The organism is Rathayibacter sp. SD072 (assembly GCF_017355185.1).
Lineage (GTDB): Bacteria > Actinomycetota > Actinomycetes > Actinomycetales > Microbacteriaceae > Rathayibacter.
The window spans coordinates 1-25,372 of sequence record NZ_JADILJ010000048.1; the positions used below are offsets into that span (position 1 = coordinate 1).

Sequence of the window (25,372 nt, forward strand, 5' to 3'; positions counted from 1 at the left end):
CGCGGCCGACACCGCGGCGATCTCACAGAACGGACTCCGCACATGGGTTCCCTCCTCTACGGCACTCCCGCCACCGCCCACGACATCGACGACCGCGCGCTCGCGCACCTGCAGATCGTCATGATCAACAAGTTCCGCCGCAACGAGGCGTTCGCCTTCCAGATCGAGGCGTCGAACACCCACGGCACCGGTCGTCAGACCCTCTGGCTGCACCCCGCCATCCCGCTGCAGTTCTCGTTCAACGGGAGCCGCATGCCGGCGATCAACCCCACGTGGGTCCGATCGCTGATGGAGGAGGCCAACAGCGGCCGCGGCCTGCGCGTCATCCCGGAGCCGGCTCCCCAGCCCGAGAGCGTCGGCCTGACGCACGCGGCCTGAGACACGATGAACTCCACCGGTGACGCCGACCGCGACGTCGGCGGAGCCCCCGGGGCGGGGAGGGACGACGGGACCGACCACTCGCCGCTCGACGGGATCACCGACTTCCTGGGGCTCGCCGGCCGCGAGGACCCCGAGTCGGTCTTCACCTGCTCCTCCCGCGTGCACGGAGTGACCGGCACGCTCCTCGTGCTGCCCGATGCGCTCGTGCTCAGCGAGGACGACGGGACCGTCCGCATCCCGGCCGCAGAGGTCGACGCCTGGTGGGACTCGACCTCGGGCGACGCCTTCTCGCTGGCCGTGCAGGGGCGGCACCGCCACTCGGTCGTCCTGCTCTCGGAGTTCCGCAGTGCGACGGTGCACGCGATGACGCAGGCGTACGGCCCCCTGAATCGTTTATCCGCTTAACGAACTCGTGGAATCCGGCGTCGACGCAGGCGCCTCCCGCATGGGACGCTGATCGGAATGAACGACTCCTCCCCCGAGGTCGTCCGCTCCGACATCAGCGGCCACGACATCGACGAGGCCCGCCTGATGTTCGAGGGGGCCTACAACGGCCACCGCTTCGCCGTCGAACCCGGCGACGACTTCGCCTACCGCTACACCTCGGTCGGCGACGCCGACGTGACGCTCCGGGGGAGCTACTTCGCCGGATCCGTGCAGGGCCGCATCCAGACCGAGGGCGAGTACGTCGTCTCGTGGCTGACATCGGGCACCGGGGTCACCGACATCGACGGCGACCCGGTCGCGCTGCAGCTCGGGCAGCCCGCGATGTTCGTGAACGACCGGCCGACGGCGTTCGAGTTCCACGACTACCGGCAGAACCTCATCCACTTCGACGGCGCCTACCTCGAGGGCATCGCCCAGGACGTCGAGAACGTCGAGCCCGGTCCGCTGCTCTTCGACTCGACGGCGCGCCCCACCGGGGAGAGACTGCGCCGCTGGTCGGCGACCGTCGCGGCGATCGCGCGCGTCATCTACTCCGACGAGAGCACGCCTCTCCTGCGCAGCGAGGCGAACCGCGCCGCGGCCGTCGCCCTGCTCGAGACGTTCCCGCACGCGGTCCTCACCGCGCAGAACGACCTCCTCGTGCCGCGCAGCGGACGGCTCCGCTCCGCCGTGGAGTTCATGTACTCGAACGCGCACCTGCCGATCCGCACGGAGGAGATCGCTCAGGCCGCCGACATGAGCCTGCGCACCCTGCAGAGCGAGTTCCGCCGCGAGTTCGACATGACCGCGCTCGACTACCTGCGGCGCATCCGTCTCGACGCGGTGCAGAAGGAGTTGCGCGGGGGAGACTCCGGAGCGGTCACCGTGACCGAGGTCGCGCACCGCTGGGGCTTCGCGCACCTCGGGCGCTTCTCGGCGTCGTACGCGCACCGCTTCGGCGAGAGCCCGAGCACGACGCTCGAGAAGTAGGCCTCGACGAGCAGGTCGGGCTCAGAGGAAGTCGTCCTCGTCGGGTTCCGCCGGCTGCGCCTGCGGTCGGGCGGGCTGCAGGTGGCGGGTCTTCTCGCGCATCGACTCGACGGCCGCGGGATCGTCGAGGTCGACGCCGCGGTCGAGCGCAGGGCTCGCGAAGAGCTGACTCGCCGGCCCCAGCAGCAGGCGCGTCTCGCCGAGCATGCCCTCGTCCGACAACGACGGCACGACGACGAGATCCGACTTGCCGACGTTCGCGAGCGCCTGCGCGTACTCCACGACCGCGGTGCAGATGGCGTCGCCGAGGAGCACGTATCCGCTGGCGTAGTAGAGCTTCTGCATGGTGTCCTCCCGATCCCGCGCGACGCGGGGTCCCCGCATCCGTCGCTGTCGACGCTAAGGCGAGGCCGTATCGGGCCCCACCCCTTGACGGCGGGACGCCTGCGCGGGACGGAGCCGGGTCGTCCGTAGTCTCGAGGGATGGAGGACGTGATCGGACGGATCGTGCTGGGCGCCGTGATGGCGGGATCGGGCGTGCTGCTCGTCTGGATGGCGCGGGCCACGGCGGGCGGTCGCCTCGGCCGGAATCCGGTCGCCGGGATCCGGCTGCCGTCGACTCTGGCGGGCGACGCCGCCTGGCTGGCCGCGCACCGGCGGGCCGAGAGGCCGACGGTGGGGGCGGGGGCGGTCGCGATCGCGTCGGCGGTGCCGGCGGTGCTGCCCCTGCCGATCGAGGCGCTGCTCGTCTCGGTCCTCGTCGGCTGCCTCGCGATGCTCGCGCTCGCGCTCTACGGCGCGGCGGTGGGCGGCCGGGCGGCGATCGCCGCCGCGGAGGACGAGCAGCCGGAGCGCTGAGCGGCGTCGGCGGTCAGGCGGCGACCGACTCCGGCTCGTACTCGGCCGAGCGCGCCCGGGGCCAGAGCGCCCCGACGATGAGGATCGCGCCCGTCGCCAGCAGGCAGCCCGCCGCCCAGAAGCCCATCCCCGGCGGGAAGTCCCACGACGAGTAGCCGCCGTTGAGCAGCGGAGCCGCGGCGTAGTCGGTCATGCCGTTGCCGAGCAGGAGCGGCAGCAGCGCCCACGCGAACGGGCTGCGCCGCGAGCGAGCGAGGACGAGGCCTGCGATCACGAGCAGCAGCGCGACTCCCCACACCGACAGCACGAGGGTGTAGTCGAAATCGGACTGGAGCGCTCCGCACTCGCGCCCGCCGAACGCCCTCGCCTCGAAGCAGACCCGCCACGCACGCGCGACGGCCGGGAGCAGCGCTGCTCCGGAGAGCCCGAGCAGGAGGCCGAGCGCCGCCGTCAGTCGTGCCGTCGGTCCGCGCCCCATCCCGGCAGTGTCGCCCACTCGGGTGACGGGCGGGCGACGCGGCGGTGACGCGGGTGCGAACCGGGGCGACCCGCGACCGACCGGGACCGATCTCGAGACGGCCGCTGCGCGGCCTGCTCGATCAGCAGGAGCGGCCTCACTTCTGCGGGTCGGCCGTCCGCGACTGCGCGTCCCGCGCCACCGACTCCAGCCGGGCGCGGTACGCCTCCCACCAGGCGGCGTCGCCCTCGGGCAGGTTGTCGCCCTCGCGCCGCAGGCCGACGCGGCCGTCGATCAGCTCGCGGACGATGTCGGCGTGCCCCGCGTGCCGGTGCGTCTCGACCGCGATGTGGACGAGGATCCGGTGCAGCGTGGCGTCGCGGTCGGTCCACCACGGCACGACGCCGGGCGCGTCCAGCGGCAGCGCGGCGACGGTGGCGTCGGAGTGGGCGTGCACCCGGCGGTAGAGCGCGACGATGTCGTCGCGCGATTCCTCGGACGTGGCCCACATGTCGGCGTTGGGCTCCGAGTCCTCCTCCATCCAGGGCAGCGGCTCGGGGAACGGGCGTCCGAACACGAGGCCGAGATACCCGGCCTCGGTGCCCGCGATGTGCTTCACGAGGCCGAGCAGGTTGGTGCCCGTGGCGACCAGCGGCCTTCTCGCGTCGTACTCGGAGACGCCCTCGAGCTTGGTCAGCAGGGCGTCGCGGCCCTCCTGCAGGTACAGGAGGAGGGTCTGCTTCTCGTCGATCATCCGCCCAGGATGGCGCGCGGTGCGCGTCGGCACCAGGCCGCGGCCGTCGGGACTGCACCCCGGTGCCCCGCGCGCAAGCCTCGACCGGCGCGGTCGGGGCGCGCCATACTTTCGTGCCCGCACCGCCGCGAGCGCCGATGAGGGAGCCCGCCGATGACCACCTGCACCGCCCCGTTCCCGACCGCTCGGGCCCGACAGTGAGCGGCTCGAAGACGGCCCGGCTCTCGGCCTGGCACGAGAAGTTCGTCGTCGAGGAGCGGACGCTCACCGCGGCCGACCGGCGGCGCCTCCTGATCACCGCGGGCCTGCTGATGCTGCTCGGCGGGATCGCGTTCGTCGCGATCCTCCTGGGCGTCCTCACCCAGACCGGGGTCGAGCGCCTCGACGGGCCGGTCGAGGACTTCTTCGACGCCCGCGTCGAGCGCGACCGGACCGGACCCATGATCGTGCTCGCCGTGCTGTTCGGGCCGGTGGTGCTGCCGATCGTCGTCCTCGTCGTGCTGATCGCGTGGATCATCCTGGCCAAGCACCTCTGGCGGCCCCTGCTGCTGATGGTCGGCATGGCGACCGGCGTGATCCTCGCCCAGGTGATCGCGCCGCTCGTGCAGCACCCGCGCCCGCCGGTCGCCGAGATGCTCTTCGGGCCCGACCACACGTTCTCGTTCCCGTCGGGGCACGTGCTCGGCACGGCCGACTTCCTCCTGATCACGACCTACCTGCTGGCGAGCAGGCTGCAGCGGCGCTGGTTCACGGTGACCGCGATCGCCGTGGCGGTGACGCTGATCGTCGTGCAGATCGTCAGCCGCCTCTACCTCGGGTACCACTGGCTGAGCGACACGGCCGGCTCGGTCGCGCTCTCGCTGGTGATCACGGGCGCGGTGATCGCGGTCGACGTGCGGCGGACGGTGCGCGTGCGGGAGGAGTGACGCGGGCCGCGCGGCTCCGGTGACCTCGGGCTCGTCGAATCGCGTTCGGCTCGCAGGAATCGCCGGATCGTGCGAGCCGAACCGGTTTCTGCGAGCCGGAGGTGCCCGCGCGGCGGCCACCCCACCGAGGTCCTCTTCCGGCGCGGACGCCCGACGGCCTAGCGTGGCGGGGACGACGAGGGGACGACCATGGGCGACGACACGGGCTTCTCGGCCCAGGAAAGAGCGGCGATGAAGGCGCGGGCCGCCGAGCTGCGGGCCGAAGCGCGCGCCGGCAAGGCGGCCGAGAAGGCCGAGGCCGAGCGGACGGCGCAGGAGGACAAGATCGCCGAGATGCCGGAGCCGGACCGCGCGCTCGCCGAGCGGCTGCACGCGCTCGTGACGGAGGCGGCTCCGGAGTTGCGCCCGAAGCTGTACTACGGGCAGCCGGGCTGGGCGAAGGACGGCCGGATCATCGTGTTCTTCCGCAGCGGCCTCGTCGACAAGGCGCGGTACTCGACGTTCGGGTTCAGCGTCGATGCTGCGCTCGACGACGAGGGCGGGCTCTGGCCGACGTCGTACGCGATCGACCACCTCGACGACGACGGAGCCGCGCTCCTGACCGAGCGGGTGGCGCAGGCCGCGCGCTGACGGGCGGACCGCTCGGGCCGCGGGAGGCGCGGGGTACTCTCGCACGGTGCCGACGACACTCGACTCCCTCTACCGCTACCCGGTGAAGGGGCTGACGCCGGAGCGTCTCGACAGCGTGGCTCTGCAGCCCGGACGCGGCGTCCCGACCGACCGCCGGTACGCCCTCGCGAAGCCGGACGGCGCCTACCGGGCCGACGCGTTCGTGCCGCTGTCCAAGCGCGAGTACTTCGTGCTGCTGAACACCGAGCGCCTCGCGGGGCTGCGCACCCGCTTCGACGACGACGCGAGGACCGTCGAGGTCACCGTGCAGGGCCATCGGGTGCTCGAGGCCGACCTCACGACGGCCGACGGGCGCGAGGCGTTCGTCGAGCTGTACGCGCGGGTCGCCGATCTGCCCGACGGGGTGCGGCCGGTCCTCGCCGAGCAGGCCGGCTACAACTTCACCGACAACGCGAAGAACGGGCCGCGGATGATGCACGCGATCTCGCTCGTGTCGCTCGCCTCGGTCCGCGACCTGTCGGAGCGCATCGGGCACGACCTCGATCCGCTGCGCTTCCGCTCGAACGTGTACCTCGACGGCCTCGAGCCGTGGGCGGAGCGGGACTGGGTCGGGCGCGAGCTGCAGCTGGGCGAGGTGCGCGTGCGCGTCCTGGAGGAGACCGGGCGCTGCGCGGCGACGGAGGTCGATCCGACGACCGCGCGGCGCGACGTGCCGGTGGTGCGCCTGCTGCACGAGCACTGCGGGCACGAGAACGTCGGGGTCTTCGCGGAGGTCCTCTCGGGCGGCGTGCTGCGGCCGGGCGATGCGGTCGTTCCGGGTGACCCTGTGGCCGCGGCCGACCCGGGGGTCGCCGCGTGAGGCTCGTCGTCGCCACGCGGCGGATGCTGACGGCGGGCGTCTGCGAGCTCGTGCTCCGGCACCCGGACGGCTCCCCGCTGCCGGCCGCCGAGCCGGGCGCGCACCTCGCAGTCGCGACGCCCTCAGGAGCGAAGCGCAGCTACTCCCTCACCGGCGACCTCCGCGACCGGTCCCGGTACGTGATCGCGGTGCGGCGCTCCGAGGACGGTCGCGGCGGATCGCGCAGCCTCGTCGACTCCGTGGCCGCCGGCGACGCGCTCGAGGTCGACGGCCCGCGCAACTCCTTCGAGCTGGTCGAGGCACCCGCCTACCTGCTGATCGCGGCGGGGATCGGCGTCACGCCGATCCGGGCGATGCTGACGGAGCTGGGGCACCGCGGGGCGCCGCAGGTGGAGCTGCTCTACCTGACCCGCTCCCGCGAGGAGTCCCCGTACCTGGACGAGCTGACCGCCGCACTGCCGGCGCTGAGGGTCCACCACCGCCGCGAGCTCGGGCCGGTCGACTGGTGGTCGCTGCTCGCCGAGCCGGGCGAGCGGCACCTCTACGTCTGCGGGCCCGAGGCGCTGCAGGACGAGATCCGCGCGCTCACCATGCACTGGCGGCCGAGCCGGGTGCACGCGGAGGACTTCGCAGGAGTGCCGGCGTTCGGCGGGCTGACCGCGCCGTTCACCGTGGAGTGGCGGCCGACCGGCGACGAGATCGCGGTGCCCGCGTCACGGACGATGCTCGACGCCCTCGAGGACGCGGGGATCGCCGTGCCGAGCTCCTGCGGCAGCGGCACCTGCGGGACGTGCCGGCTGCGGCTCGTCGAGGGCGACGTGGACCACCGCGATCTGGTCCTGGCGCCCGAGGAGCGGGAGTCGGCGGTGATGCCGTGCGTGTCGCGGGGCGTCGGCCGGGTGGTCGTCGCGCCGCGGTGAGTCCCCGCTCCGGTGCGACCCCTGTGCACAACGAAGGAAGGATCCGCTCCCGCGGCTCCGGATCCGCGCGGATCGGGAGGTCGGGACGGATCCTTCCTTCGTTGTGCACGCGAGTGGCGTCAGCCCTCGGCCTTCGACGGCTTCCCATCGGCGGGCTGGACCTCGACGGGGGTGTCGCGCGAGTCCTCGCCCTCGGCCTGCGACGGCTTGTCGGACTGGTCGTCCGGGTCCTGGACCGGGGACGTCGTGTCGCTCATCGGAGGCCGTCCGGGTCGTCGGAGGCGGGCGACGGCTGCACGTCGGCCTCGAACTCGGACCAGGCCCGGTCGAAGCCGGACTGCGCCTCCGCGGGCTCGCTCGCGAAGTAGCCCTCGTAGATCGAACGACCGCCGTGCTCGGGCAGGTCGGTGCGTGCGGCGAACTCCTGGGCGATCGTGCCCACCTCGTCGTCGCGCGTGCTCTGGTCCCGCAGCCATGCGGGGAAGGTCTGAGTCATGGGACTCCTTTCTCCTGCGTCCATCCCACGCCCGGCGGCCGGGAGCGGCAACCCCTTGCGGGCGGCGCGATCCGGCGCGAACGGTCGCCGCACGAGAGCGCGAGCGGCCGTCTGCGACGGATCGGGGCGCTCCTCCACTGATCGAGTAGCGCACGGAGCGATCAAGATCCGCGATGTCCGGAGTCGGTGGGTCTCGATACGCCCCTGCGGGGCTACTCGACCAGCAGGGAGGATGCAGAACCTCAGTGGGGAGCGCTGCTCAGCCGCGACGGTGGCTGAGGGGTGCTCCTGGCTGAGGTTCTGCGGCGACCGTCCTCCCGCGGGCATCGCCCTCCCGGCAGGGCCCGGAACGCCTCCCCTGCTGATCGAGTAGCGCGCGGAGCGCGCGTATCGAGATCCACGAGATCCGGAGTCGGCGGGTCTCGAGACGCCCCTCCGGGGTTGCTCGACCAGCAGGAGGGCGGATCACGCCAGTGTCGTCTCCTCGAGCAGCACGCTCGTGCGCACCAGGCGCTCGGAGGCGGCCGTCACCACGGACACCGGACCGGCCAGCGCCAGCGACGCGGTCGTCTCCTTCGAGGCGCAGTCCGGCCCGACCCACAGCTCGAGAGCGCCGGGCTCCACGATGCGGTCGCCGGAGCGGCCGGTGAAGGCCAGCCGCGCGGCCGGCACCTCGAAGCGCACCTGCGCCTCCTCCCCCGCGGCCAGCTCGACCCGGGCGTAGCCGAGCAGCTGGGCGACGGGCCGGGTGACGCTCGCGTACACGTCGCGCGCGTAGAGCTGCACCAGATCCACGCCGCTGCGGTCGCCCGTGTTGCGCACGCGGACCGAGGCGGTGATCACTCCGTCGGTCGCCACCTCGTCCGATCCCACCGAGAGCTCGCTCCGCGAGAACGTCGTGTACGAGAGACCGTGGCCGAACGGCAGCACCGGGGTGCTGTCGGCGCTCGTCACGTCCGACGGGCCGCCCAGGATCGGGTGCAGGTACGAGAACGGCTGCGCCCCGGCCGAGCGCGGCAGCGACACCGGCAGATGCCCGGACGGCACGACGCGGCCCGAGACGACGCCGGCGATCGCGCCGGCGCCCTCCTCGCCGGGGAAGAACGCCTGCAGCACGGCCGAGGCGCCCGAGAGGGCCCAGTCGATCGCGTAGGGGCGACCGGTGAGCAGCACGAGCACCACGGGCGTTCCGGTGGCGACGACCGCCTCCACCAGCTCGCGCTGGCGGCCCGGCAGCTCGAGGCTCTCGACGTCGTTCCCCTCGCCCACGGTTCCGCGGCCGAACAGCCCGGCGCGGTCGCCGACGACCACCACGGCCACGTCGGCGGTGCGGGCGACGTCGGCGGCGGGGGCGATCCCGGAGTCGTCGTCGCCCTCGACCGCGCAGCCCTCGGCCACGAGGATCTCGCCCGCGAACTCGTCGGCGAGGGCCTCGCGCACGGTCGGGATCTCGAAGCCCAGCGGCACGCCCTCGTGGTGGGCGAGCACGTGGTTGGCGAAGGAGTAGCAGCCCATCAGCGCCTGCGCGCTGTCGGCGTTCGGGCCGATCAGCGCGATCCGGCGCGGCGCCGCGAGCGGCAGGACGCCGTCGTTCGAGAGCAGCACGAGCGACTCCTCCGCGAGGCGGCGGGCGACGTCGCGGTGCGCGGGCGAGTCGAGGTCGATCGATTCAGGCACGTCGTCGAAGCGGGCGTCGAGCAGCCCGAGGCGCTCCTTCTGCGCGAGCAGGCGCAGCACCGCGCGGTCGACGAGCTCCTCGCTCATCTCCCCAGAGGCGATGCGGGCGGCGAGCGGCGCGAGGAACGCGTCGCCCGTGGGCAGCTCCACGTCGATCCCGGCCTCGAGCGCGAGCTCGGCGGCCTCGCCGAGGTCGGCGGCGACCGCGTGCATGAGGTGCAGGAACGCGACCGAGAAGTAGTCCGAGACCACCACTCCGTCGAAGCCCCAGTCGCCGCGCAGGATGTCGGTGAGGTAGGCGGGGGTCGCGCCGACGGGGTCGCCGTCGATCTCGGCGTACGAGTTCATCACCGAGCGCGCACCGCCGTCGCGGATCGCCATCTCGAACGGAGGCAGCAGCACGTCCGCGATCTCGCGCGGACCGGCGTGCACCGGCGCGTGGTTGCGGCCGCCGCGGGAGGCGGAGTAGCCGATGAAGTGCTTCAGCGTCGCGTCGACCCCCTCCGACTGCATGCCGCGCACGTAGGCGGTGCCGAGCGTGCCGACGACGTACGGGTCCTCGGCGATGCACTCGTCGACCCGGCCCCAGCGGGGGTCGCGGATCACGTCGAGCACGGGCGCGAGGCCCTGGTGGATCCCGAGCTCGCGCATCGACGAGCCGATCAGGCGGCCCATCTCCTCGACCAGCTCGGCGTCGAACGACGCGCCCCAGGCCAGCGGAGTGGGGAACGTCGCGGCCTTCCACGCCGCGAGCCCGGTCAGGCACTCCTCGTGCACGATCGCCGGGATGCCCAGCCGGGTCTCCTCGACGAGGCGGCGCTGCTCGGCCCACAGCCACTGCGCCCGCTCGATCGGATCGACGGGGCGCGTGCCGTACACGCGGGTCAGGTGCCCGAGCCCGTGCGTCGTCGCGTCCTCGTAGCGGGTGGAGGTGGCCATCTCGCCGGCCAGCGGCGCGACGACCTCCCCGCCCTGGTCGACCCAGTAGCCGACGAGCTGGGCGAGCTTCTCCTCGAGCGTCATGCGCTCCAGGAGCTCGGCGACGCGGGCCGAGGGGACGTGCGGTTCGGCCACGGCGTGACCCTCTCTGCTGGAAGCGGGCGGCGGGGTGGAGGTCATCCCTTCACCGCCCCGGTGAGGCCGCCCACGATGCGGCGCTCGAAGACGCTGAAGAAGATGAGCGCGGGGATCATCGACAGCGAGACGAACGCGAGCACCTTGGCGGTGTCGACGGAGTACTGCGACGAGAAGGCCTGGACCCCGAGCGGGAGCGTGAAGCTCGACTCGTCGTTGAGGATGAACAGCGGCAGGAGGTAGCTGTTCCAGCTCGCGATGAACGCGAGGATGCCGGTCGTGATCACGCCGGGCATCGCCAGGCGCACCACCATGCGGAAGAAGAAGCCGATCCGGCTGCAGCCGTCGATGAAGGCCGCCTCCTGGATCTCGTCCGGGATGGCCCGCAGGAACGGGACCAGGATGATGATCGTGGTCGGCAGGCCGAACGCGATCTGCGGCAGCACCACTCCGGCGAGCGAGTTCATCAGGCCGAGGCTCTTGATCACCAGGTAGAGCGGAGTGATCGCCACGGTCATCGGGAACATCAGTCCCGCCGCGAAGAGCGCGTAGAACACTCCGCGGCCCGCGAAGTCGTACCGGGCGAGGACGTAGCTGGCCATGAGGCCCAGCACCACGACGCCGAGGGTGGTGGCCAGCGCCGCGATGGCGGAGTTGCCCACCTCGCGCCAGAAGATGCCGCCCGTGATGACGTCGAGGTAGTTCTGCACGTTCCACGGCGACGGGAACCCGGCCGGGTCGGTGGTGATCTGCGCGTTCGTGCGGAAGCCGCCGATGATGATGTACGCGACCGGGGCGAGCATCAGCGCGATCACCACGATCGCGACGACGTAGGCGATCATCGTGCCGCGGCCGACCGGCGGGCGGCGGCGCTTCACGGCGAGGGGCCGACGCGTCTCGGGGGTGATCGGCGGGGCCGTCATCGTGGTGGTCATCGCTTGCCTCCGGTGAGTGCGCCCTCGGTGTCCCGCCGCAGCACGAAGCGCTGGTAGAGCAGGGCGACCACGAGCGAGATCAGGAACAGGATCACCGCGACGGCGTTCCCGTACCCGTAGTTGCCGGCGTTGCGGCCGTTGGTGACGAGGTAGGTCGCCATCGTCGAGGTGCCGGCGGTCGACGAGACGTACTGGCCCCAGATGATGTAGACGAGGTCGAACAGCTGCAGGGCGCCGATGATCGACAGGAACGCCCAGATGCGCAGGGTCGGGGCGAGCAGCGGCAGGGTGATGCGCCGCTGGACCTGCCAGTAGGACGCGCCGTCGATGGCCGCGGCCTCGGACAGCTCCTCGGGGATGCCCTGGAGACCCGCGAGGAAGAGGATCACGGCGAAGCCGATGTACTTCCACGTGATGATCAGCATCAGCGTCCACATCGCGATCGCCGGGTTCGCCAGCCAGTCCTGCTGCAGCGCTCCCAGGCCGATGTTCTCGAGCATGCCGTTGACGGCGCCGCGGGTCTGGAGCATGAGGCTCCAGCCGGTGCCGACGACGACCTCCGAGATGACGTAGGGCACGAAGATCAGCACGCGGATGAACGACTGGCCGCGCAGCTTGCGGTTGAGCAGGAGCGCGATCAGGATCGCGGCCGGGCCCTGGAGCACGAGCGAGAGGATCACGATCGTGCCGTTGTGGGACAGCGCCTCGTGGAAGGTGGGGTCCTGGAGGATCGTGAGGTAGTTGCGGAAGCCGACGAAATCGGTCGGCACTCCGTAGCCCTGCCAGCTGAAGAAGCCGTAGTAGGCGGCCATCACGACCGGGAAGATCACGAAGGCGAGGAACACGATCAGCGCGGGGCCGACCAGGATCGCGACCTCGAGCCGGCCCGCCCAGCCGAGGCTGCGGCGGCGCCGGCGCACCGGGGGTGCTGCGACGATCGCAGCACCCCCGGTGTTCTCGCGATCGCGGGGCGCATCCGCTCCGAGGAGCGGGCTCTCGCGAAGCGCCATGGTTACGCCTTCTTCGCAGCGGCGTTGACGGCCTCGACCAGCTGCTCCGGGTCGCTCTTGCCCGCGAGCAGGTCGACGACTCCGACGTTCAGCGCGTTGCCGACGTTGAGGCCGTAGACGGTGTCGAGCCACTGCGACACGTAGGGCGCCGAGTTGTAGGCCTTCAGGATGTCCTGGAGGTAGGGCTCGGTGACGGCCTCCTGGGCGACCTGGTTGACCGGCGGGGCGTTGAAGGCGGCGTAGTACTCCTTCTGCACGTCGGCGGTCGCGAGGTAGTTCAGGAAGTCCACGCACTCGGCGGGAGCGTCGACCGAGCAGGAGTAGCCGTCGACGCCGCCCATGATCGAGCCGGGCTCGCCCTCTCCGCCGTCCACCTCGGGGAAGGGGAACCAGCCCAGGTCGGGCAGGGGCTTCTCGTCGGGGGTGAGGGAGGCGATGACGCCGGGGTTCCAGGCGCCCATGAGCTCCATGGCGGCCTGGCGGTTGGCGAGCAGGCCCGCCGAGCTGCCGGCGCCCTGCTGGGCGGCGGTGGTGAGGAAGCCCTCGTTGAAGGGCTCGGTCTCGGAGAAGGTCTGGAGGTCCTCGCCGGCCTTGACCCAGCACTCGTCCGAGAAGTCCTTCGAGTCGGCCGCCTCGGCCATCGTCTCGGGGCTGCACTCGCGGAGCGCGAAGAAGTAGTACCAGTGCGCGGCGGGCCAGGCGTCCTTGCCGCCGAGCGCGATCGCCTGGGTGCCGCTGCCCTTGAGGGCGGTGACGGCGGAGTCGAGCTCCTCGAGGGTCGACGGCGGGGTGCTGATGCCCGCCGCGGTGAAGAGGTCCTGGCTGTAGAAGACGCCGCCGGGCAGCACCGCGACCGGCATCGCCCAGACCTTGTCGTCGAGGGTGTTGGCGCCGAAGGAGCCCTCGGTGATCTCGCTCTTGGCCTCGTCCGAGATCTTGTCGGTCAGGTCCATCAGCTGGCCGCCGGCGACCATGGCCGCCATCTTGCCGCCGCCGCGCTGGAGGAAGATGTCCGGCGCGTCGCCGGAGTTGAGCGCGGTCTGCAGCTTGCCGTCCAGGTCCTCGTTCTGGATGGCCTGCGGGGTGATGGTGACTCCGGGGTTCGCGGCCTCGAAGTCGGCGACCGTCTTGTCCCAGAACTCCTGGCCGGGGCCCGTGGTGGAGTTCTGCCAGAGGGTCATCGAGACGGTGCCGTCGGAGGAGCCGGACTCCTGGGCGGAGCAGCCGCTCAGGGCCGCGGCCGCGCCGAGCAGGGCGACGGTGGCCACTGCGATCTTTCTGAACTTCATCGTTCGACCTGTTCTCTTCATCGAGTGGGCGCCGCCAGGGAGAGCGGCGCCGAGGTGCACCCGCCGTTCGTCCGGTGGGCGAGGTCAGTCTCCGTACTGCTCGGCGGGAGCGTCAAACGTTTTCGAAATCATTTTCCAAACGGCCCTGCGGAGGGTTACGGTCGGTCCTGTGAGTCACCGTCCGACCATCCACGACGTCGCCGCTGCGGCCGGAGTCTCGGTCGCGACGGTCTCGAAGGCGGTCAACGGCCGGTACGGCATCGCCGCCGCGACGGCCACGCGCGTGCTCGACGTGGTGCGCGAGCTCGGCTACGAGTCGAGCCTCGTCGCCAGCAGCATGCGCTCGCGCCGGACCGGGGTGATCGGCGTGCTCGTCGCCGACTTCGAGCCGTTCAGCGCCGAGATCCTGAAGGGCGTCGGCGCCGAGCTGCGCGGCTCGCGCTTCGACCTGCTCGCCTACAGCGGGTCGCACCAGGGCGAGGGCGAGGGCTGGGAGCGGCGCTCGCTGAGCCGCCTGAGCGGCACGCTGATCGACGGCGCGATCATGGTCACGCCGACGGTGCTCACCGCGGCCTCGGACATCCCGCTCGTCGCGATCGACCCGCACACCGGCCGTGCCGACCTGCCGACCGTCGAGGCGGACAGCTACGGCGGGGCCCTGCAGGCGACGCGCCACCTGGTCGAGCTCGGACACCGCCGCATCGGCTTCGTCGCGGGCCGCCCCGACCTCCGCTCCGCCCGACTGCGCGAGGCCGGCTACCGCGCCGCACTCTCGGAGGCGGGCATCGCGTTCGACGAGCGGCTCGTGCACGTGGGCCTGTACCAGCACGACACCGCGCGCCGCCCCGCCTCGGCACTGCTGTCGCTCCCGGACCGGCCGACCGCCGTCTTCGCCGCGAACGACGTCTCGGCCATCGCCATCATCGAGATCGCGGCGCGGATCGGGCTCGACGTGCCCCGGGACCTCTCGGTGGTCGGCTTCGACGACGTGCCGGAGGCGTCGCGACTGGATCCGCCGCTGACGACCGTCCGGCAGCCCATGCAGACGCTGGGCTCGACCGCCGCCGAGATGCTGACGGCGCTGATGGCGGGCGAGACCCCGCGCTCGCTCCACGTGCGGCTGCCGACGCAGCTGGTGCAGCGCGCGACGACGGGGCCGCCTCCGCCGTCCCGCTGAGCGGGCTCGTCCCCGTGCCGCCCGCGCGAGCGAGCCGGGCACGCCCCTTCTCCGCCTCCGCCGATCGAGCAGGCCGCCCGGCGGCCGTCTCCGGATCCCCCGGTCCCGCAGAGTGGGGCCGCTCGATCGGAGCTGATAACTTTATCGACATCCACATCAGACGGTAAAGTTATCAGCATGCGCGACGCCCTCGACAATCCGTTCAGCCCCGGGTCCGACGCCGTTCCCGAGATCTGGGCCGGTCGGACCTCGCAGCTCAGCGACTGGCGCGATGTCCTCCGGCCCCGACTGAACCGGGGCCTTCCGGAGCGCGGTCGCACGGTCCTCGGCGAGCCCGGGCTCGGCAAGTCGTCGCTCGTCAGGCGCATCGCGCGGGACGCCGCCGCGGGAGGCGACTGGGTGACACCGCAGCTGCGGATCCCGTCCGGCGCTGATCCGTTGAAGCTCCTCGCGGCCGCTCTGCTCGCGCTGGCCGAGTCCGCAGGGCTCTCGACAGCCCGCGAGAAGCGGATCGCGAGCCTGATCGATCGCGTCCAGGCTGTTGCGGCGTCGGGGCTCTCGCTGACCCTCCGCGGGAAGGAGGGGCCCGAGCCGCACGCCGTACTGACCGAGCTGCTCGTCGAGGTGGGTCGCGCGGCGATCGCCCACGACGTCGTCGTTCTCGTCCACCTCGACGAGGTGCAGAACATCGTCGACGAGAGCGCCCTCTCGCAGCTCCTCATCGCCCTCGGCGACGCGATCACCCACGAGGAGACCGTCGAGCTGCCCGGCGGGGCGCGGGTGACCCGGTTCCTCCCGCTCGCGGTCTACCTCTCGGGCCTCCCCGACTTCGAGGATCGGGCGGGTGCGCAGAAGGGCGCCACGTTCGCGCGCCGATTCAAGACGACGATCCTCACGGCGATCGACGACGACGACATCGTCGCTGCGCTGCAGGACTTCGTGCTGCCGGGCTGGGAGGTCGCCGACGACCGCGGAGGAACGGAGCGGATCCGCATGGAGACCGATGCCGTCTCGACGATCGTCGATCTCTGCCGCGGCGAGCCGTTCCTGTTCCAGCTGGCCGGCGAGAGCGCCTGGTACGCCGGCACGGGCTCCACCATCACCCGGCAGCAGGTGCTCGCCGGCTGGCGAGGGGCGCAGAGGGAGGCGGCGGCCCACGTCGAGCGGATCCTGGGTCGCCTGCCCGCGCGGGAACGGGACTTCCTCGAGGCGATGGCGGCCCTGCCCGCCCCAGACCGCACCCTCACCCGGATCGCGAAGGCGATCGGGCTGTCCCGCGCCACCGAGGCCGGGACGACCGCGCAGCGCCTCGACACCGTGCGGGGGATCATCGACCGCGGCAAGCCCTACGGGTTCCGGCACCGCGCGATCGAGGCATCCCTGACGAGCGAGTGGCCGCGCGTGGAGTGACGGGACCGGTCTCCGCGTGACGACTCCGGCGCCGTCGCAGCCGATCCCCCCGTCTGTGGGGGTTTCTGTGCGGATTCCCATCTATTCCTCGTCCGGCACCGAACACCCGTGCAGAGTCGGGAGTGCACCGGTACGCCGGTGCCGATCGCCCGTGCTCGGGAACGACGACCGGAGGAGTCAGCCATGCTCGGAGACCTCGCACCGGATCCGCGGCTCGCCGCGCTCGGCGAGCTGGACATCATGGGCACGCCGCCCGAGGAGCGCTTCGACCGCATCACCCGCATGGCGAAGGACCTCTTCGGGGTCGCGCTGGCCGAGATCCACTTCCTCGACGAGACCACGCTCTTCACGAAGTCGCCGCAGGTGCCGGGCTGGCCGCTCGAGTACCCGAGGGCCGGCACGTTCTGCGATGCGACGCTGCGCGAGCAGCGGATGCTCGTCATCCCCGACCTCGAGACCGACGGCGAGTTCTCCGCGCACGAGAACGTCGCGGGAGCACCCCACGTGCGCTTCTACGCCGGTCGCCCGCTGATCGTCGAGGCCGATCTCGCGGTGGGCACGCTGTGCCTCCTCGACTTCGTGCCGCGCGAGCTGACCGCCGACCAGGAGGCGCTGCTCGACGAGCTGGGCGACTGGGTGGAGCGGGAGCTGCGCGACCGGCTCGAGCGCGACCGCGCCGCCGACGTGCAGCTCCGCCTGGCTCCGGCCGACGAGACCCACCCGGCCGGCTACGAGTTCTCGGGCCTCTCGATCCCGATGCGCGGTCTCGCGGGCGACTTCTACAGCTGGCGCGGCGGCGACGTCGTCGACCTGACCCTCGTCGACGTCATGGGTAAGGGCACCGCGGCGGCGATCGTCGGAGCAGGCGTCCGCTCGGCCTTCCACGCGCGCACCGGGTCCTCCGCCACCGACGCCGTGGCAGCCGTCAACGAGCAGCTGCTCGACGACTTCGCCGCGACCGGCACGTTCGCCACGCTCTTCCACGCGCGCCTCGAGACGGAGACGGGCCGCCTGTCGTTCGTCGACGCCGGCCACGGGCTGTCGGTGCTCCTGCGCCCGGACGGCTCGTTCCAGCGCCTGGCCTCGCTCGGCCTGCCGCTGGGCATCGCGACCGAGGGCGGCTGGGTCGACCAGACCGTCGAGCTCGCGCCCGGCGACTCCCTCGTCTCGTTCACCGACGGGCTGCTCGACCTGTACGACGGCACTCTCGACTCCCTCACCGAGGCGACCGAGCTCGCCCGCTCGTGCGGCAGCACCGAGGAGTTCTTCGCCGCGATCCGCGCGCTCGCCGACTCGGGCAAGGCGCTGGACGACATCACGGTCCTGGTGGTGACCCGCACGTGAGGCACGGGAAGCCTCACCGAGCACGCGCACTCCTCGTCGCCGCGTCGGCCGTCGTCCTCTCGCTCCTCGGAGCCCCCGCCGCGGCCGCCGCCGACCAGGCGCCGCCCGACGACGTGCTCGTGCCCGAGTCGGGTGCGTACTTCGGCGCCAGCCTGGACTGGAGCATCGACAGCGCCGCGCAGCAGAGCGAGCGCCTCGGAGCGCCCGCCGCGGTCCTCGAGCACTCCGCGACCCTCCCCCTCTCCAGCGCCGAGACGACCTACCTCGCGCAGTTCCTGCGCCAGGCCCAGGGCGAGGGCTCGCTCGCCGCGATCACGCTGCGCCCCTCCGGAGACCTCCTCGGGTTCGACGAGAGCGATGCCGAGGAGGCGGTGGCCGCCCTCGCGGACGCCCGCCAGGACGACGCGCTCCCGCTCTACCTCCGCTTCGCCCCCGACATGAACGCGGACTGGGTGCAGTGGGGTCAGGCTCCGGAGGCGTACATCGGCGCCTTCCGCGCGTTCTCGGACGCCGTGCACTCGGACCTGCCCGATGCCGCCGTGGTGTGGTCGCCGGTCGCCGGTGCCGCGTACCCGTTCCAGGCGGCGCGCGGCGGTACCGACCCCGCCCTCGACACCGACGGCGACGGACTGCTCGCCGCGGGTGACGACCCGTACGGCCCCTACTACCCGGGCGACGAGTACGTCGACCGGGTAGGGCTCTCGGCCTACCACGACCCCAGCGGCGGCGGACAGCCGCTGAACGAGGTCCCCCGGCCCGGCGCGCTCGACACCGCCCTCGCCGGCGGCGGCGACCTCGACTTCTACCAGCGCTTCTCGGAGGCGACCGGCACCCCGATGCTGCTCGAGACCGCGGCGTTCTTCAGCCCCGGAGCGGGCGGACCCGGTGCGCTCGAGATCAAGCAGGAGTGGTGGCGGCAGGTCATCGCCGCGGTATCCGGGCCGCAGTACCCGCTCCTGGACGTCGTGCTGTGGCGCGACTCCTCCGCGGCCCGCGCGGTCGTCGGCGAGGTCGTCATCGACTGGAGCATCTCGACCGACGCCGAGACCGCCGCGGCGTTCCGTGCCGACGCGGCCGGCAGCGGACTGGTGTTCGGCCCGCTCTACTCGCCGTACGGCACGGCGGGTCCGGTGCGCACGGACGGCGGCACCCTCGACGGCGCGGCCGCCTGGATCGTCGTCGCCGGAGTGCTGCTCGCGGCCGTCGCGCTGACGCTCTGGGGGCTCCTGCGCGGACGGACGAGCCGCCTCGCCTACTCCGGCCCGCCCTCGCGCGATCTGCGCATCGACCTGCTGCGCGGCGGCGCCATCGTCTTCGTCGTCATCAACCACCTCGCTCTCGTCTCGTTCTTCCAGAACGCGACGCAGGAGGCGATCGGCATGGTCTCGGGAGCGGAGCTGTTCGTGCTGCTCTCGGGCGCGGTGCTCGGCCTGGTGCACCGCCCCAAGATCGTCGGCGGCGGCCTCGGCGAGGTCACCCTGCGCACCGGGGCGCGCGCCTGGAAGCTCTACGTCACAGCGGTCGTCGTGACCCTGATCGTCGGCTTCGTCAGCCTGGTGCCGTTCGTGAACGCGGTGCCCGCGACGACCTACGTCGACGAGGGCACCGGAACCGCGGGCAGCGAGGCGACCGGTCGCGTCTACGACCTCTTCAGCGGCTTCGACGGCCTCGTCCGCTACCCGGTCGACCCGCAGACGATCGTCGACATCGCGCTCCTGCGGATCGGCCCGTGGCAGGTCAACGTCCTGGGCCTCTACGTCGTCATGCTCGTGATCGCCCCGCTGATCCTGTGGGCCCTGTCGCGGCGCCGCTGGATCCTCGTGCTCGCCGTGAGCTGGGCCCTCTACGCCGTGCAGGCGCTGCTGAGCCTGCGCCTGCTGCCCTCGCAGTTCGAGGACTCGTTCCCGCTGCTGACCTGGCAGGCCCTGTTCGTGACGGGCATGGTGGCGGGCTTCTACCGGCGCGAGATCCTCGGCTGGTTCGCCACCCGCGCCGGTCGCGTCGTGCTGGCCGTCTCGGTCATCGCCACGGTCGCGCTCGCGCTGTTCTCGTGGAACAACCCGTACCTCTCCAGCGCCTACGACCTGCGGCTCGGACTCGTGCCGGCCAACACGTTCTCGTCGATCTACTCCTTCGCGTTCGAGCGCACCACGCTCGACCTCGGCCGCGTGCTGAACGTGCTCCTCCTGACGATCACGGGCTACGCCCTGCTCAGCGTCCTGTGGAAGCCGATCAACCGGGTCCTCGGCTGGTTCCTCATCCCGCTCGGACAGGCCACCCTCTACGTGTTCGTGATGCACGTGCTCTTCGTGCTGATCATCGCCAACGTCCCGTTCCTCGATCAAGGGAGCATCGTGATCGACACGCTCGCCTACGTCGTCGTCCTCGCCCTGCTCTGGGTCATGGTCAAGACGCGGTTCCTGTTCGGGATCGTGCCGCGATGAGCGCCCCCGGGAAGAAGAAGCAGAAGAGCGGAGCGACGGGGCCGGGCACCGAGAGCACCCTCGTCTCGCCGGGCCGCATGCTGCTCCTGCGCATCATCGTGCTGCTCACGATCACGCTCGGCGTGAACTACGTCGCGTGGCGCTGGGTCGCGTCCCTGAACTGGGACGCCTGGTGGATCGCCGTGCCGCTGATCGCGGCCGAGACCTACAGCCTCGTCGACGTCTGCCTCTACGGCATGACCATGTGGCGCGCACGGGGCCGGCCGGCGCCGCCCGAGCCCGACCCCGAGGCCACGGTCGACATCTTCATCACGACCTACAACGAGCCGATCGAGCTCGTCATGGAGACGGCGCTGGCGGCGCAGGCCGCGCGGATCCCGCACTCGACCTGGGTGCTCGACGACGGCGACCGGCCCGAGATGCGCGCGGCCGCCGAGGGAGCCGGGCTGGGCTACATCACCCGGTCGCAGGCGTGGAAGGACATGCCCCGGCACGCCAAGGCGGGCAACCTCAACAACGCGCTCGAGCAGACGGTGGGCGAGTTCCTCCTGATCCTCGACGCCGACCAGATCCCCCGGCCCGAGATCCTCGAGCACACGCTCGGCTACTTCCGCGACCCGGAGGTGGCGCTGGTCCAGACTCCGCAGGTCTTCTCGAACGTCGCCACCGGGGACCCGCTCGGCAGCCAGGCGCCGCTCTTCTACGGGCCGATCCAGCAGGGCAAGGACGGCTGGAACGCCGCCTTCTTCTGCGGCTCCAACGCGATCCTCCGCCGCGAGGCGCTGATGCAGCTCGGCATCACCGGCTACATCCGCGAGCTCGACCGGAGCATCGCCCGGGCCCTGCGCACCGCCTCCCGCGCCGTGGCCAAGGCCCGCAGCCACCCCGCCGCCCGCGACGCCGCCGTGGCGAAGGCCCTGGACGACGTGTCGGCCGCGATCGCCCACGGGCGCACCGCCCTCGCCTCCGGGGAGCCGATCGGCTCGATCACCTACGACCTGCACCGCGCGGTCGACGAGGCCAGCTACTCCCTCGTCGCCTCCGACGTCGCCGGACTCGAGAACGACCTCGCCGAGATCCGCGCGCTCGCGCGAGCCGACGGAGGCGACGGCGACACGATCGTCGACATCGAGGCGATCGTCTCGTCGCTCGCCGATCGCGAGCTCTCGCCGCTGAACGCGCTCGAGTCCGTCCAGGCGGTCCTGCAGGGCATCGCGGTGGACCGGCCCGACGAGGCCCAGCCGATCATGCCGCTGGCCACCATCTCGGTCACCGAGGACATGGCGACCTGCATGCGCCTGCACGGCCTCGGCTGGAAGACCGTCTACCACCACGAGCTGCTCGCCGACGGCCTCGCCCCCGAGGACGCGGGCACCATGCTGGTGCAGCGGCTGCGCTGGGCGCAGGGCACCATGCAGGTGTTCCTCCGCGAGAACCCGCTGCTGCAGCGGGCCCTCTCGATCCCGCAGCGCCTGATGTACTTCGCCACGATGTGGAGCTACCTCAGCGGCTACGCGGCGGTCGTCTACTTCGCGGCGCCGATCGTGTTCCTGGTGCTCGGGATCCTGCCGGTCACCTCGCTGGCGGCGGACTTCTTCGTCCGGTTCATCCCGTTCATGATCGCCAACCAGCTGCTCTTCCTCGTCTCGGCGAAGGGCACGCCCACCTGGCGCGGCCAGCAGTACAGCCTGGCGCTGTTCCCGGTCTGGCTCGAGGCCTGCCGGACGGCGGTAAACAACGTGATCCTGCGCATCCCGCTCGGCTTCGCCGTCACCCCGAAGACCCGGCAGGAGTCGACCGGCACGCCGTGGCGCCTGATCAAGGTGCAGCTGGTGGTCATGGTGCTGCTCGTGATCGCGATCGTGGTCGGCGTCTTCCACCTGGTCGTGAACGGGGCGGAGCCGATCGGCACCGGAGTCAACATCGCCTGGGCCGTCTACGATCTGGTCGTGCTCAGCGTCCTGTTCCAGGCCGTCCACTACCAGGGCTTCTCCCCCGAGGAGTCCGCCGTTCCCGAGAAGGAGTCCGCATGACGTTCACCACCGAGAAGATCGAGCCCGACATCGCCGTCGTCCGCGGCGAGGGGAAGCTCAACATGGTCTCGGCCCCCGAGCTGCGCACCCTCGTGCTCCGCGTGATCGAGGAGGGCGAGAACCGCGTGGTCGTCGACCTCAGCGGCATCGAGTTCATGGACTCCTCCGGACTCGGTGCCCTCGTCGGCTGCCTCAAGAGCGCCCGCCAGGCCGGGGGCGACCTCCGCATCGCCGCCCCGAGCCCTCAGGTGTCGATGGTCCTCAAGCTCTCGAACCTCGACCGCGTGCTGGCGAGCTTCGAGAGCGCCGAGGACGCCTACCGTGTCTGAGCGCTCCATCGTCTTCCGGACTCCTCCGGACGGGGTCGAGGCCGTGCACGGCGCCCTCGAGACGCTGTGGCAGGACCGCACGGACGTCGACGAGATGGAGCGGATGATGTTCGAGACCGCGCTCATCGAGCTCGTCTCGAACGTGGTGCAGCACGCCTCCTCGACCACCACGATCATCTGCCAGCTGCGCCTCGAGGCCGACGAGAGCGTCCTGCGCGCCGTGCTGGTCGACACCGCCGACCCGCCGCTCGTCGACACCGACACGGTCGTCGAGATGCCGGACGAGTTCGCCGAGTCGGGACGCGGGATCCCCTTCATCCAGGCCCTGGTCGACTCGTTCGACCACGAGCGGGAGCACGGCCGGAACGTCTGGACCATCGCGAAGCACCGGCCCTCCTCCGCGTCGTGAGTCCGACCCTCGCGCACCGGCGCGCACGCACGCTCCCCGCGGTCGACTCCGTCGCCCTGACCGCGAACGGCTTCGACCGGCAGATCCCGCTGGTGAAGCAGCTGCCCGTGCTCGGGCTCTTCCTCGTCGCCGTCGTGCTCAGCGTCACGGTGCCGACGATCGAGGTGACGAGCGCGCCGGCGCTGATCGGATCGGTGGTGATGATGCTGGGGGCGACGGTGCTCGCGGCCGTGCTGCCTCGCGTGGATCCGCTCGGGCGGGCGACGCTGCTGATCCCCGCCCTCGACTTCCTGGTCGTGGGCGTGCTGCGCTTCGCGACCGGCGAGAGCGCGTCGATCTTCGCCTCCCTCGCCGTGCTGCCGACCGTGTGGGTCGCGGCGGGCCCGGGCCGACGGCACGTCGCCCTCGCCTGCCTCGGCGTCGGGGCCGGGCTGGTGCTGCCGTTCGTCCTCGGATCCACACTCGAGGACAACCCCAACGAGATCGCGCGCGGGTTCTTCTCGGCGGGCGCCTTCGGGCTGGCCGCCGCGGTCGTCAACGACCTCGCCCGCATGGCGCGGGAGCGGGTGGCCGACATCAGCGCCCGCGAGAAGCTCACCCACCTCGAGCTGACCCAGGCCTCCGTCGTGCAGCAGGCGCTGCTGCCCAAGGAGCGGACTCAGGTCCTCGGCTACGCCTTCGCCGGCGTCTGCCTGCCCTCGCGCGCCATCGGCGGCGACTTCTTCGACTGGTACGACATCGAGGGTGGAGCCGCCTTCACGGTCGGCGACGTCATGGGCAAGGGAGTCGGAGCCGGCATCATCGCCGCGACCGTCCGTGCCGTCGTGCGCAGCGCGCGCGGCCACGACGACCTCTCGGTGGCCGCGTCGCGCGCCTCCGAGAGCCTGTCGTCGGACCTGGGCGAGACCGCCTCCTTCGCCACCCTGTTCCACGCGCGCCTCGACGAGGCGACCGGCACGGTCCGCTACCTCGACGCGGGGCACGGCCTCACCCTGCACGTGCGCGCCGACGGCACCTGGGACCGCCTCGCCTCGCACAACCTGCCGGTGGGCATCGACTCGGACGAGCCGTGGGCGACCGCGCAGCTGACCCTGCTGCCGGGAGACTCGCTCGTGAGCTGCAGCGACGGCATCCTCGATCTCTACGACGGACGGGTGGAGTCGCTCCGCCATGTCGCGGCGCTCGTCGCGCAGTCGACGGACGCGGCCGACGCGGTCGCGCGGATCAGCGCCGGGGCCGAGGACGGGACGAACGAGGACGACGTGACGGTGCTGGTGCTGACGCGCGCGGTGTGAGCGGGCGCGGCCCCGGCCGCTGAACCGTCGCGAACGGTCGTCCCCGCCTCTCGTCCGTCGCGAACGGTCGTCCTCGCGCCCTTGATCGGTCGCGAACGGTCGTTCCGAGCGAGCGGCAGGAGCCGTCCGCGACGCGTCGGCCGACGGCCAATCCCCGGCGCGCGCGCCGCCTCCCCTGCTGATCGAGTAGCGCGAGGAGCGCACGTATCGAGATCCGCGTGCCCGGGAGCGGGTGGGTCTCGACACGCCCTTGCGGGGCTGCTCGACCAGCAGCAGGAGGGCGGCCTCGGCGGACGCGCACGGGCGGCCGCTGGCGGGACGTCAGGGCGTGGGCATGCCGCCGTTCACGTTGAGCGTCTCGCCCGCGACGAAGCTCGACTCGGCCGACGCGAGGAACACGTACGCCGGTGCGAGTTCGGCGGGCTGGGCCGGCCGCCCCATCGGCGACTCGCTCGAGCCGAAGTCCGGCAGGCTCTCGGGGTCCACGCCGTCCGTCACCTGCAGCACCGTCCAGGTCGGACCCGGCGCGACGACGTTGACCCGGATGCCCTTCGGCGCCAGCTGCTGCGCCAGCCCCTTCGAGAGGTTGTTGATCGCGCCCTTGGTCATCGCGTAGTCGAGCCGGTCGGGCGCAGGCGTGTGCGCCTCCGCCGACGCGGTCGTGATGATCGTGGACCCGGGCGCGAGGTGCGGGACCGCCGCCTTCACGATGCGGAACATCGCGAGGACGTTGACCTGGAACGTCTCGAGGAACTGCTCGTCGCTGAGCTGCAGCACGTCCTCCTGCCACACCTGCTTGCCCGCGACGTTCACGACCGCGTCGAGCCCGCCGAGCCCCTCGACGGCCTTCTCGACGAGGTCGGTGCAGTAGCGCTGGTCGCGCAGATCGCCCGGGAGGGGCACCGCGGTGCGGCCCGCCGCGCGGATCAGCTCGATCACGTGCTGCGCGTCCTCCTCCTCCTCGGGCAGGTACGCCAGCGCCACGTCGGCGCCCTCGCGGGCGAACGCGATCGCGACCGCCGCTCCGATGCCGGAGTCGGCACCCGTGATCAGAGCGCGCCGCCCGGTCAGCCGGCCGGTGCCGCGGTAGCTGTCCTCGCCCAGGTCGGGCCGCGGGTCGAGCCGCGACTGCAGGCCGGGCTCCTCCTGGTGCTGCACGGGAGGGGTGGTGTTCGGGTACTGCGTCGCGGGGTTCGTGAAGGTGTACTGATCGGGCATGGTCTCCTGCTGCTCCCCGGCCGGGTCTCGG

At 72.0% G+C, this 25,372-nt stretch carries 26 protein-coding genes; 16 read left to right on the plus strand and 10 right to left on the minus strand.

Annotated elements, in window-relative coordinates; translation table 11 throughout:
- Nucleotides 1-42 precede the first annotated feature (42 nt).
- From IOC53_RS15665 to IOC53_RS15675, 3 genes are read left to right on the plus strand one after another with little or no spacing between them, the layout of a single operon-like run.
- Entirely contained in the window at nt 43-378 is a 336-nt protein-coding gene (locus tag IOC53_RS15665) for an ATP-dependent DNA ligase (protein ID WP_207407152.1), read from the plus strand.
- A 6-nt stretch (nt 379-384) separates the two neighbouring features.
- Nucleotides 385-786 carry a hypothetical protein gene (locus IOC53_RS15670; protein WP_207407153.1) on the plus strand — a complete coding sequence of 134 codons (402 nt, stop codon included), beginning with the start codon at nt 385-387 and terminating at the stop codon, nt 784-786.
- A gap of 57 nt (nt 787-843) precedes the next feature.
- Nucleotides 844-1,797 carry an AraC family transcriptional regulator gene (locus IOC53_RS15675; RefSeq protein ID WP_207407154.1) on the plus strand — a complete coding sequence of 318 codons (954 nt, stop codon included), beginning with the start codon at nt 844-846 and terminating at the stop codon, nt 1,795-1,797.
- A gap of 21 nt (nt 1,798-1,818) precedes the next feature.
- Here the strand turns inward: IOC53_RS15675 and IOC53_RS15680 are convergent, their stop codons facing one another.
- On the minus strand, nt 1,819-2,142 hold the full coding sequence (locus IOC53_RS15680) for a hypothetical protein (RefSeq protein WP_207407155.1): 324 nt from the start codon (nt 2,140-2,142) through the stop codon (nt 1,819-1,821).
- 138 nt (nt 2,143-2,280) lie between these two features.
- Here IOC53_RS15680 and IOC53_RS15685 point away from each other — a divergent pair, with 138 nt between their 5' ends.
- Nucleotides 2,281-2,655: an SdpI family protein gene (locus IOC53_RS15685; RefSeq protein ID WP_207407157.1), complete on the plus strand. Its 375-nt coding sequence runs from the start codon at nt 2,281-2,283 to the stop codon at nt 2,653-2,655.
- 13 nt (nt 2,656-2,668) lie between these two features.
- Here IOC53_RS15685 and IOC53_RS15690 read toward each other — a convergent pair whose 3' ends face one another.
- On the minus strand, nt 2,669-3,133 hold the full coding sequence (locus IOC53_RS15690) for a hypothetical protein (RefSeq protein ID WP_207407158.1): 465 nt from the start codon (nt 3,131-3,133) through the stop codon (nt 2,669-2,671).
- 136 nt (nt 3,134-3,269) lie between these two features.
- Nucleotides 3,270-3,866 (minus strand): DinB family protein, encoded by a 597-nt coding sequence (locus IOC53_RS15695; protein WP_207407160.1) that lies wholly within the window; start codon nt 3,864-3,866, stop codon nt 3,270-3,272.
- A 197-nt stretch (nt 3,867-4,063) separates the two neighbouring features.
- On the opposite strand from IOC53_RS15695, the gene IOC53_RS19545 reads away from it, so the two are divergent.
- The 4 genes from IOC53_RS19545 to IOC53_RS19555 all read left to right on the plus strand — a co-directional run bounded on the left by IOC53_RS19545 (nt 4,064) and on the right by IOC53_RS19555 (nt 7,201).
- Nucleotides 4,064-4,792, plus strand: a complete 729-nt coding sequence (locus IOC53_RS19545) for a phosphatase PAP2 family protein (RefSeq protein ID WP_307786222.1) — start codon at nt 4,064-4,066, stop codon at nt 4,790-4,792.
- 189 nt (nt 4,793-4,981) lie between these two features.
- The gene (locus tag IOC53_RS15705) at nt 4,982-5,422 is read left to right on the plus strand and encodes a DUF1801 domain-containing protein (protein ID WP_207407162.1); all 441 of its coding nucleotides are present in this window, start codon (nt 4,982-4,984) and stop codon (nt 5,420-5,422) included.
- A 46-nt stretch (nt 5,423-5,468) separates the two neighbouring features.
- Nucleotides 5,469-6,281: an MOSC domain-containing protein gene (locus IOC53_RS19550; protein ID WP_207407163.1), complete on the plus strand. Its 813-nt coding sequence runs from the start codon at nt 5,469-5,471 to the stop codon at nt 6,279-6,281.
- On the plus strand, nt 6,278-7,201 hold the full coding sequence (locus IOC53_RS19555; RefSeq protein ID WP_207407164.1) for a PDR/VanB family oxidoreductase: 924 nt from the start codon (nt 6,278-6,280) through the stop codon (nt 7,199-7,201). The genes IOC53_RS19550 and IOC53_RS19555 overlap by 4 nt, the downstream gene beginning before the upstream one ends.
- 119 nt (nt 7,202-7,320) lie before the next feature.
- Here IOC53_RS19555 and IOC53_RS15720 read toward each other — a convergent pair whose 3' ends face one another.
- The 6 genes from IOC53_RS15720 to IOC53_RS15745 all read right to left on the minus strand — a co-directional run bounded on the left by IOC53_RS15720 (nt 7,321) and on the right by IOC53_RS15745 (nt 13,682).
- Entirely contained in the window at nt 7,321-7,458 is a 138-nt protein-coding gene (locus IOC53_RS15720) for a hypothetical protein (protein WP_158078007.1), read from the minus strand.
- The gene (locus tag IOC53_RS15725) at nt 7,455-7,697 is read right to left on the minus strand and encodes a hypothetical protein (protein ID WP_207407165.1); all 243 of its coding nucleotides are present in this window, start codon (nt 7,695-7,697) and stop codon (nt 7,455-7,457) included. The genes IOC53_RS15720 and IOC53_RS15725 overlap by 4 nt, the downstream gene beginning before the upstream one ends.
- A gap of 465 nt (nt 7,698-8,162) precedes the next feature.
- Nucleotides 8,163-10,397: a glycoside hydrolase family 3 N-terminal domain-containing protein gene (locus IOC53_RS15730; protein WP_242683413.1), complete on the minus strand. Its 2,235-nt coding sequence runs from the start codon at nt 10,395-10,397 to the stop codon at nt 8,163-8,165.
- 92 nt (nt 10,398-10,489) lie between these two features.
- Nucleotides 10,490-11,383 (minus strand): carbohydrate ABC transporter permease, encoded by an 894-nt coding sequence (locus IOC53_RS15735; protein WP_374070868.1) that lies wholly within the window; start codon nt 11,381-11,383, stop codon nt 10,490-10,492.
- Nucleotides 11,380-12,393, minus strand: a complete 1,014-nt coding sequence (locus IOC53_RS15740) for a carbohydrate ABC transporter permease (RefSeq protein ID WP_207407167.1) — start codon at nt 12,391-12,393, stop codon at nt 11,380-11,382. Before IOC53_RS15740 ends, IOC53_RS15735 begins: the two co-directional genes overlap by 4 nt.
- Before the next feature lie 2 nt (nt 12,394-12,395).
- Nucleotides 12,396-13,682: an extracellular solute-binding protein gene (locus tag IOC53_RS15745; protein WP_207407169.1), complete on the minus strand. Its 1,287-nt coding sequence runs from the start codon at nt 13,680-13,682 to the stop codon at nt 12,396-12,398.
- 169 nt (nt 13,683-13,851) lie between these two features.
- Here IOC53_RS15745 and IOC53_RS15750 point away from each other — a divergent pair, with 169 nt between their 5' ends.
- The 8 genes from IOC53_RS15750 (at nt 13,852) to IOC53_RS19560 (ending at nt 24,123) form a co-directional block, all read left to right on the plus strand.
- Nucleotides 13,852-14,859: a LacI family DNA-binding transcriptional regulator gene (locus IOC53_RS15750; RefSeq protein ID WP_207407170.1), complete on the plus strand. Its 1,008-nt coding sequence runs from the start codon at nt 13,852-13,854 to the stop codon at nt 14,857-14,859.
- Between the two features lie 177 nt (nt 14,860-15,036).
- Nucleotides 15,037-16,269, plus strand: a complete 1,233-nt coding sequence (locus IOC53_RS15755) for an ATP-binding protein (protein ID WP_207407171.1) — start codon at nt 15,037-15,039, stop codon at nt 16,267-16,269.
- 183 nt (nt 16,270-16,452) lie between these two features.
- Nucleotides 16,453-17,613, plus strand: a complete 1,161-nt coding sequence (locus IOC53_RS15760; protein ID WP_207407172.1) for a PP2C family protein-serine/threonine phosphatase — start codon at nt 16,453-16,455, stop codon at nt 17,611-17,613.
- Nucleotides 17,610-20,057, plus strand: coding sequence for an OpgC domain-containing protein (gene opgC, locus IOC53_RS15765; RefSeq protein WP_207407173.1), 2,448 nt, complete (start codon nt 17,610-17,612; stop codon nt 20,055-20,057). Before IOC53_RS15760 ends, opgC begins: the two co-directional genes overlap by 4 nt.
- Nucleotides 20,058-20,134: 77 nt before the next feature.
- Nucleotides 20,135-22,090 carry a glycosyltransferase family 2 protein gene (locus tag IOC53_RS15770; protein WP_207407179.1) on the plus strand — a complete coding sequence of 652 codons (1,956 nt, stop codon included), beginning with the start codon at nt 20,135-20,137 and terminating at the stop codon, nt 22,088-22,090.
- Nucleotides 22,087-22,419, plus strand: coding sequence for an STAS domain-containing protein (locus IOC53_RS15775; RefSeq protein ID WP_207407174.1), 333 nt, complete (start codon nt 22,087-22,089; stop codon nt 22,417-22,419). Before IOC53_RS15770 ends, IOC53_RS15775 begins: the two co-directional genes overlap by 4 nt.
- Nucleotides 22,412-22,828: an ATP-binding protein gene (locus tag IOC53_RS15780; RefSeq protein ID WP_207407176.1), complete on the plus strand. Its 417-nt coding sequence runs from the start codon at nt 22,412-22,414 to the stop codon at nt 22,826-22,828. Before IOC53_RS15775 ends, IOC53_RS15780 begins: the two co-directional genes overlap by 8 nt.
- The gene (locus IOC53_RS19560; protein ID WP_207407177.1) at nt 22,825-24,123 is read left to right on the plus strand and encodes a PP2C family protein-serine/threonine phosphatase; all 1,299 of its coding nucleotides are present in this window, start codon (nt 22,825-22,827) and stop codon (nt 24,121-24,123) included. The genes IOC53_RS15780 and IOC53_RS19560 overlap by 4 nt, the downstream gene beginning before the upstream one ends.
- A 321-nt stretch (nt 24,124-24,444) precedes the next feature.
- Here the strand turns inward: IOC53_RS19560 and IOC53_RS15790 are convergent, their stop codons facing one another.
- Nucleotides 24,445-25,341, minus strand: a complete 897-nt coding sequence (locus IOC53_RS15790; protein WP_207407180.1) for an SDR family oxidoreductase — start codon at nt 25,339-25,341, stop codon at nt 24,445-24,447.
- Nucleotides 25,342-25,372: the final 31 nt, after the last annotated feature.

Bases quoted from the DNA above. Each gene is read 5' to 3' on its own strand.
- IOC53_RS15665 (WP_207407152.1), top strand. From the start codon at position 43: ATGGGTTCCCTCCTCTACGGCACTCCCGCCACCGCCCACGACATCGAC.
- IOC53_RS15670 (WP_207407153.1), top strand. From the start codon at position 385: ATGAACTCCACCGGTGACGCCGACCGCGACGTCGGCGGAGCCCCCGGG.
- IOC53_RS15675 (WP_207407154.1), top strand. From the start codon at position 844: ATGAACGACTCCTCCCCCGAGGTCGTCCGCTCCGACATCAGCGGCCAC.
- IOC53_RS15680 (WP_207407155.1), bottom strand. From the start codon at position 2,142: ATGCAGAAGCTCTACTACGCCAGCGGATACGTGCTCCTCGGCGACGCC.
- IOC53_RS15685 (WP_207407157.1), top strand. From the start codon at position 2,281: ATGGAGGACGTGATCGGACGGATCGTGCTGGGCGCCGTGATGGCGGGA.
- IOC53_RS15690 (WP_207407158.1), bottom strand. From the start codon at position 3,133: ATGGGGCGCGGACCGACGGCACGACTGACGGCGGCGCTCGGCCTCCTG.
- IOC53_RS15695 (WP_207407160.1), bottom strand. From the start codon at position 3,866: ATGATCGACGAGAAGCAGACCCTCCTCCTGTACCTGCAGGAGGGCCGC.
- IOC53_RS15705 (WP_207407162.1), top strand. From the start codon at position 4,982: ATGGGCGACGACACGGGCTTCTCGGCCCAGGAAAGAGCGGCGATGAAG.
- IOC53_RS15720 (WP_158078007.1), bottom strand. From the start codon at position 7,458: ATGAGCGACACGACGTCCCCGGTCCAGGACCCGGACGACCAGTCCGAC.
- IOC53_RS15725 (WP_207407165.1), bottom strand. From the start codon at position 7,697: ATGACTCAGACCTTCCCCGCATGGCTGCGGGACCAGAGCACGCGCGAC.
- IOC53_RS15730 (WP_242683413.1), bottom strand. From the start codon at position 10,397: ATGACGCTCGAGGAGAAGCTCGCCCAGCTCGTCGGCTACTGGGTCGAC.
- IOC53_RS15735 (WP_374070868.1), bottom strand. From the start codon at position 11,383: ATGACCACCACGATGACGGCCCCGCCGATCACCCCCGAGACGCGTCGG.
- IOC53_RS15740 (WP_207407167.1), bottom strand. From the start codon at position 12,393: ATGGCGCTTCGCGAGAGCCCGCTCCTCGGAGCGGATGCGCCCCGCGAT.
- IOC53_RS15745 (WP_207407169.1), bottom strand. From the start codon at position 13,682: ATGAAGTTCAGAAAGATCGCAGTGGCCACCGTCGCCCTGCTCGGCGCG.
- IOC53_RS15755 (WP_207407171.1), top strand. From the start codon at position 15,037: ATGCGCGACGCCCTCGACAATCCGTTCAGCCCCGGGTCCGACGCCGTT.
- IOC53_RS15760 (WP_207407172.1), top strand. From the start codon at position 16,453: ATGCTCGGAGACCTCGCACCGGATCCGCGGCTCGCCGCGCTCGGCGAG.
- IOC53_RS15770 (WP_207407179.1), top strand. From the start codon at position 20,135: ATGCTGCTCCTGCGCATCATCGTGCTGCTCACGATCACGCTCGGCGTG.
- IOC53_RS15775 (WP_207407174.1), top strand. From the start codon at position 22,087: ATGACGTTCACCACCGAGAAGATCGAGCCCGACATCGCCGTCGTCCGC.
- IOC53_RS15790 (WP_207407180.1), bottom strand. From the start codon at position 25,341: ATGCCCGATCAGTACACCTTCACGAACCCCGCGACGCAGTACCCGAAC.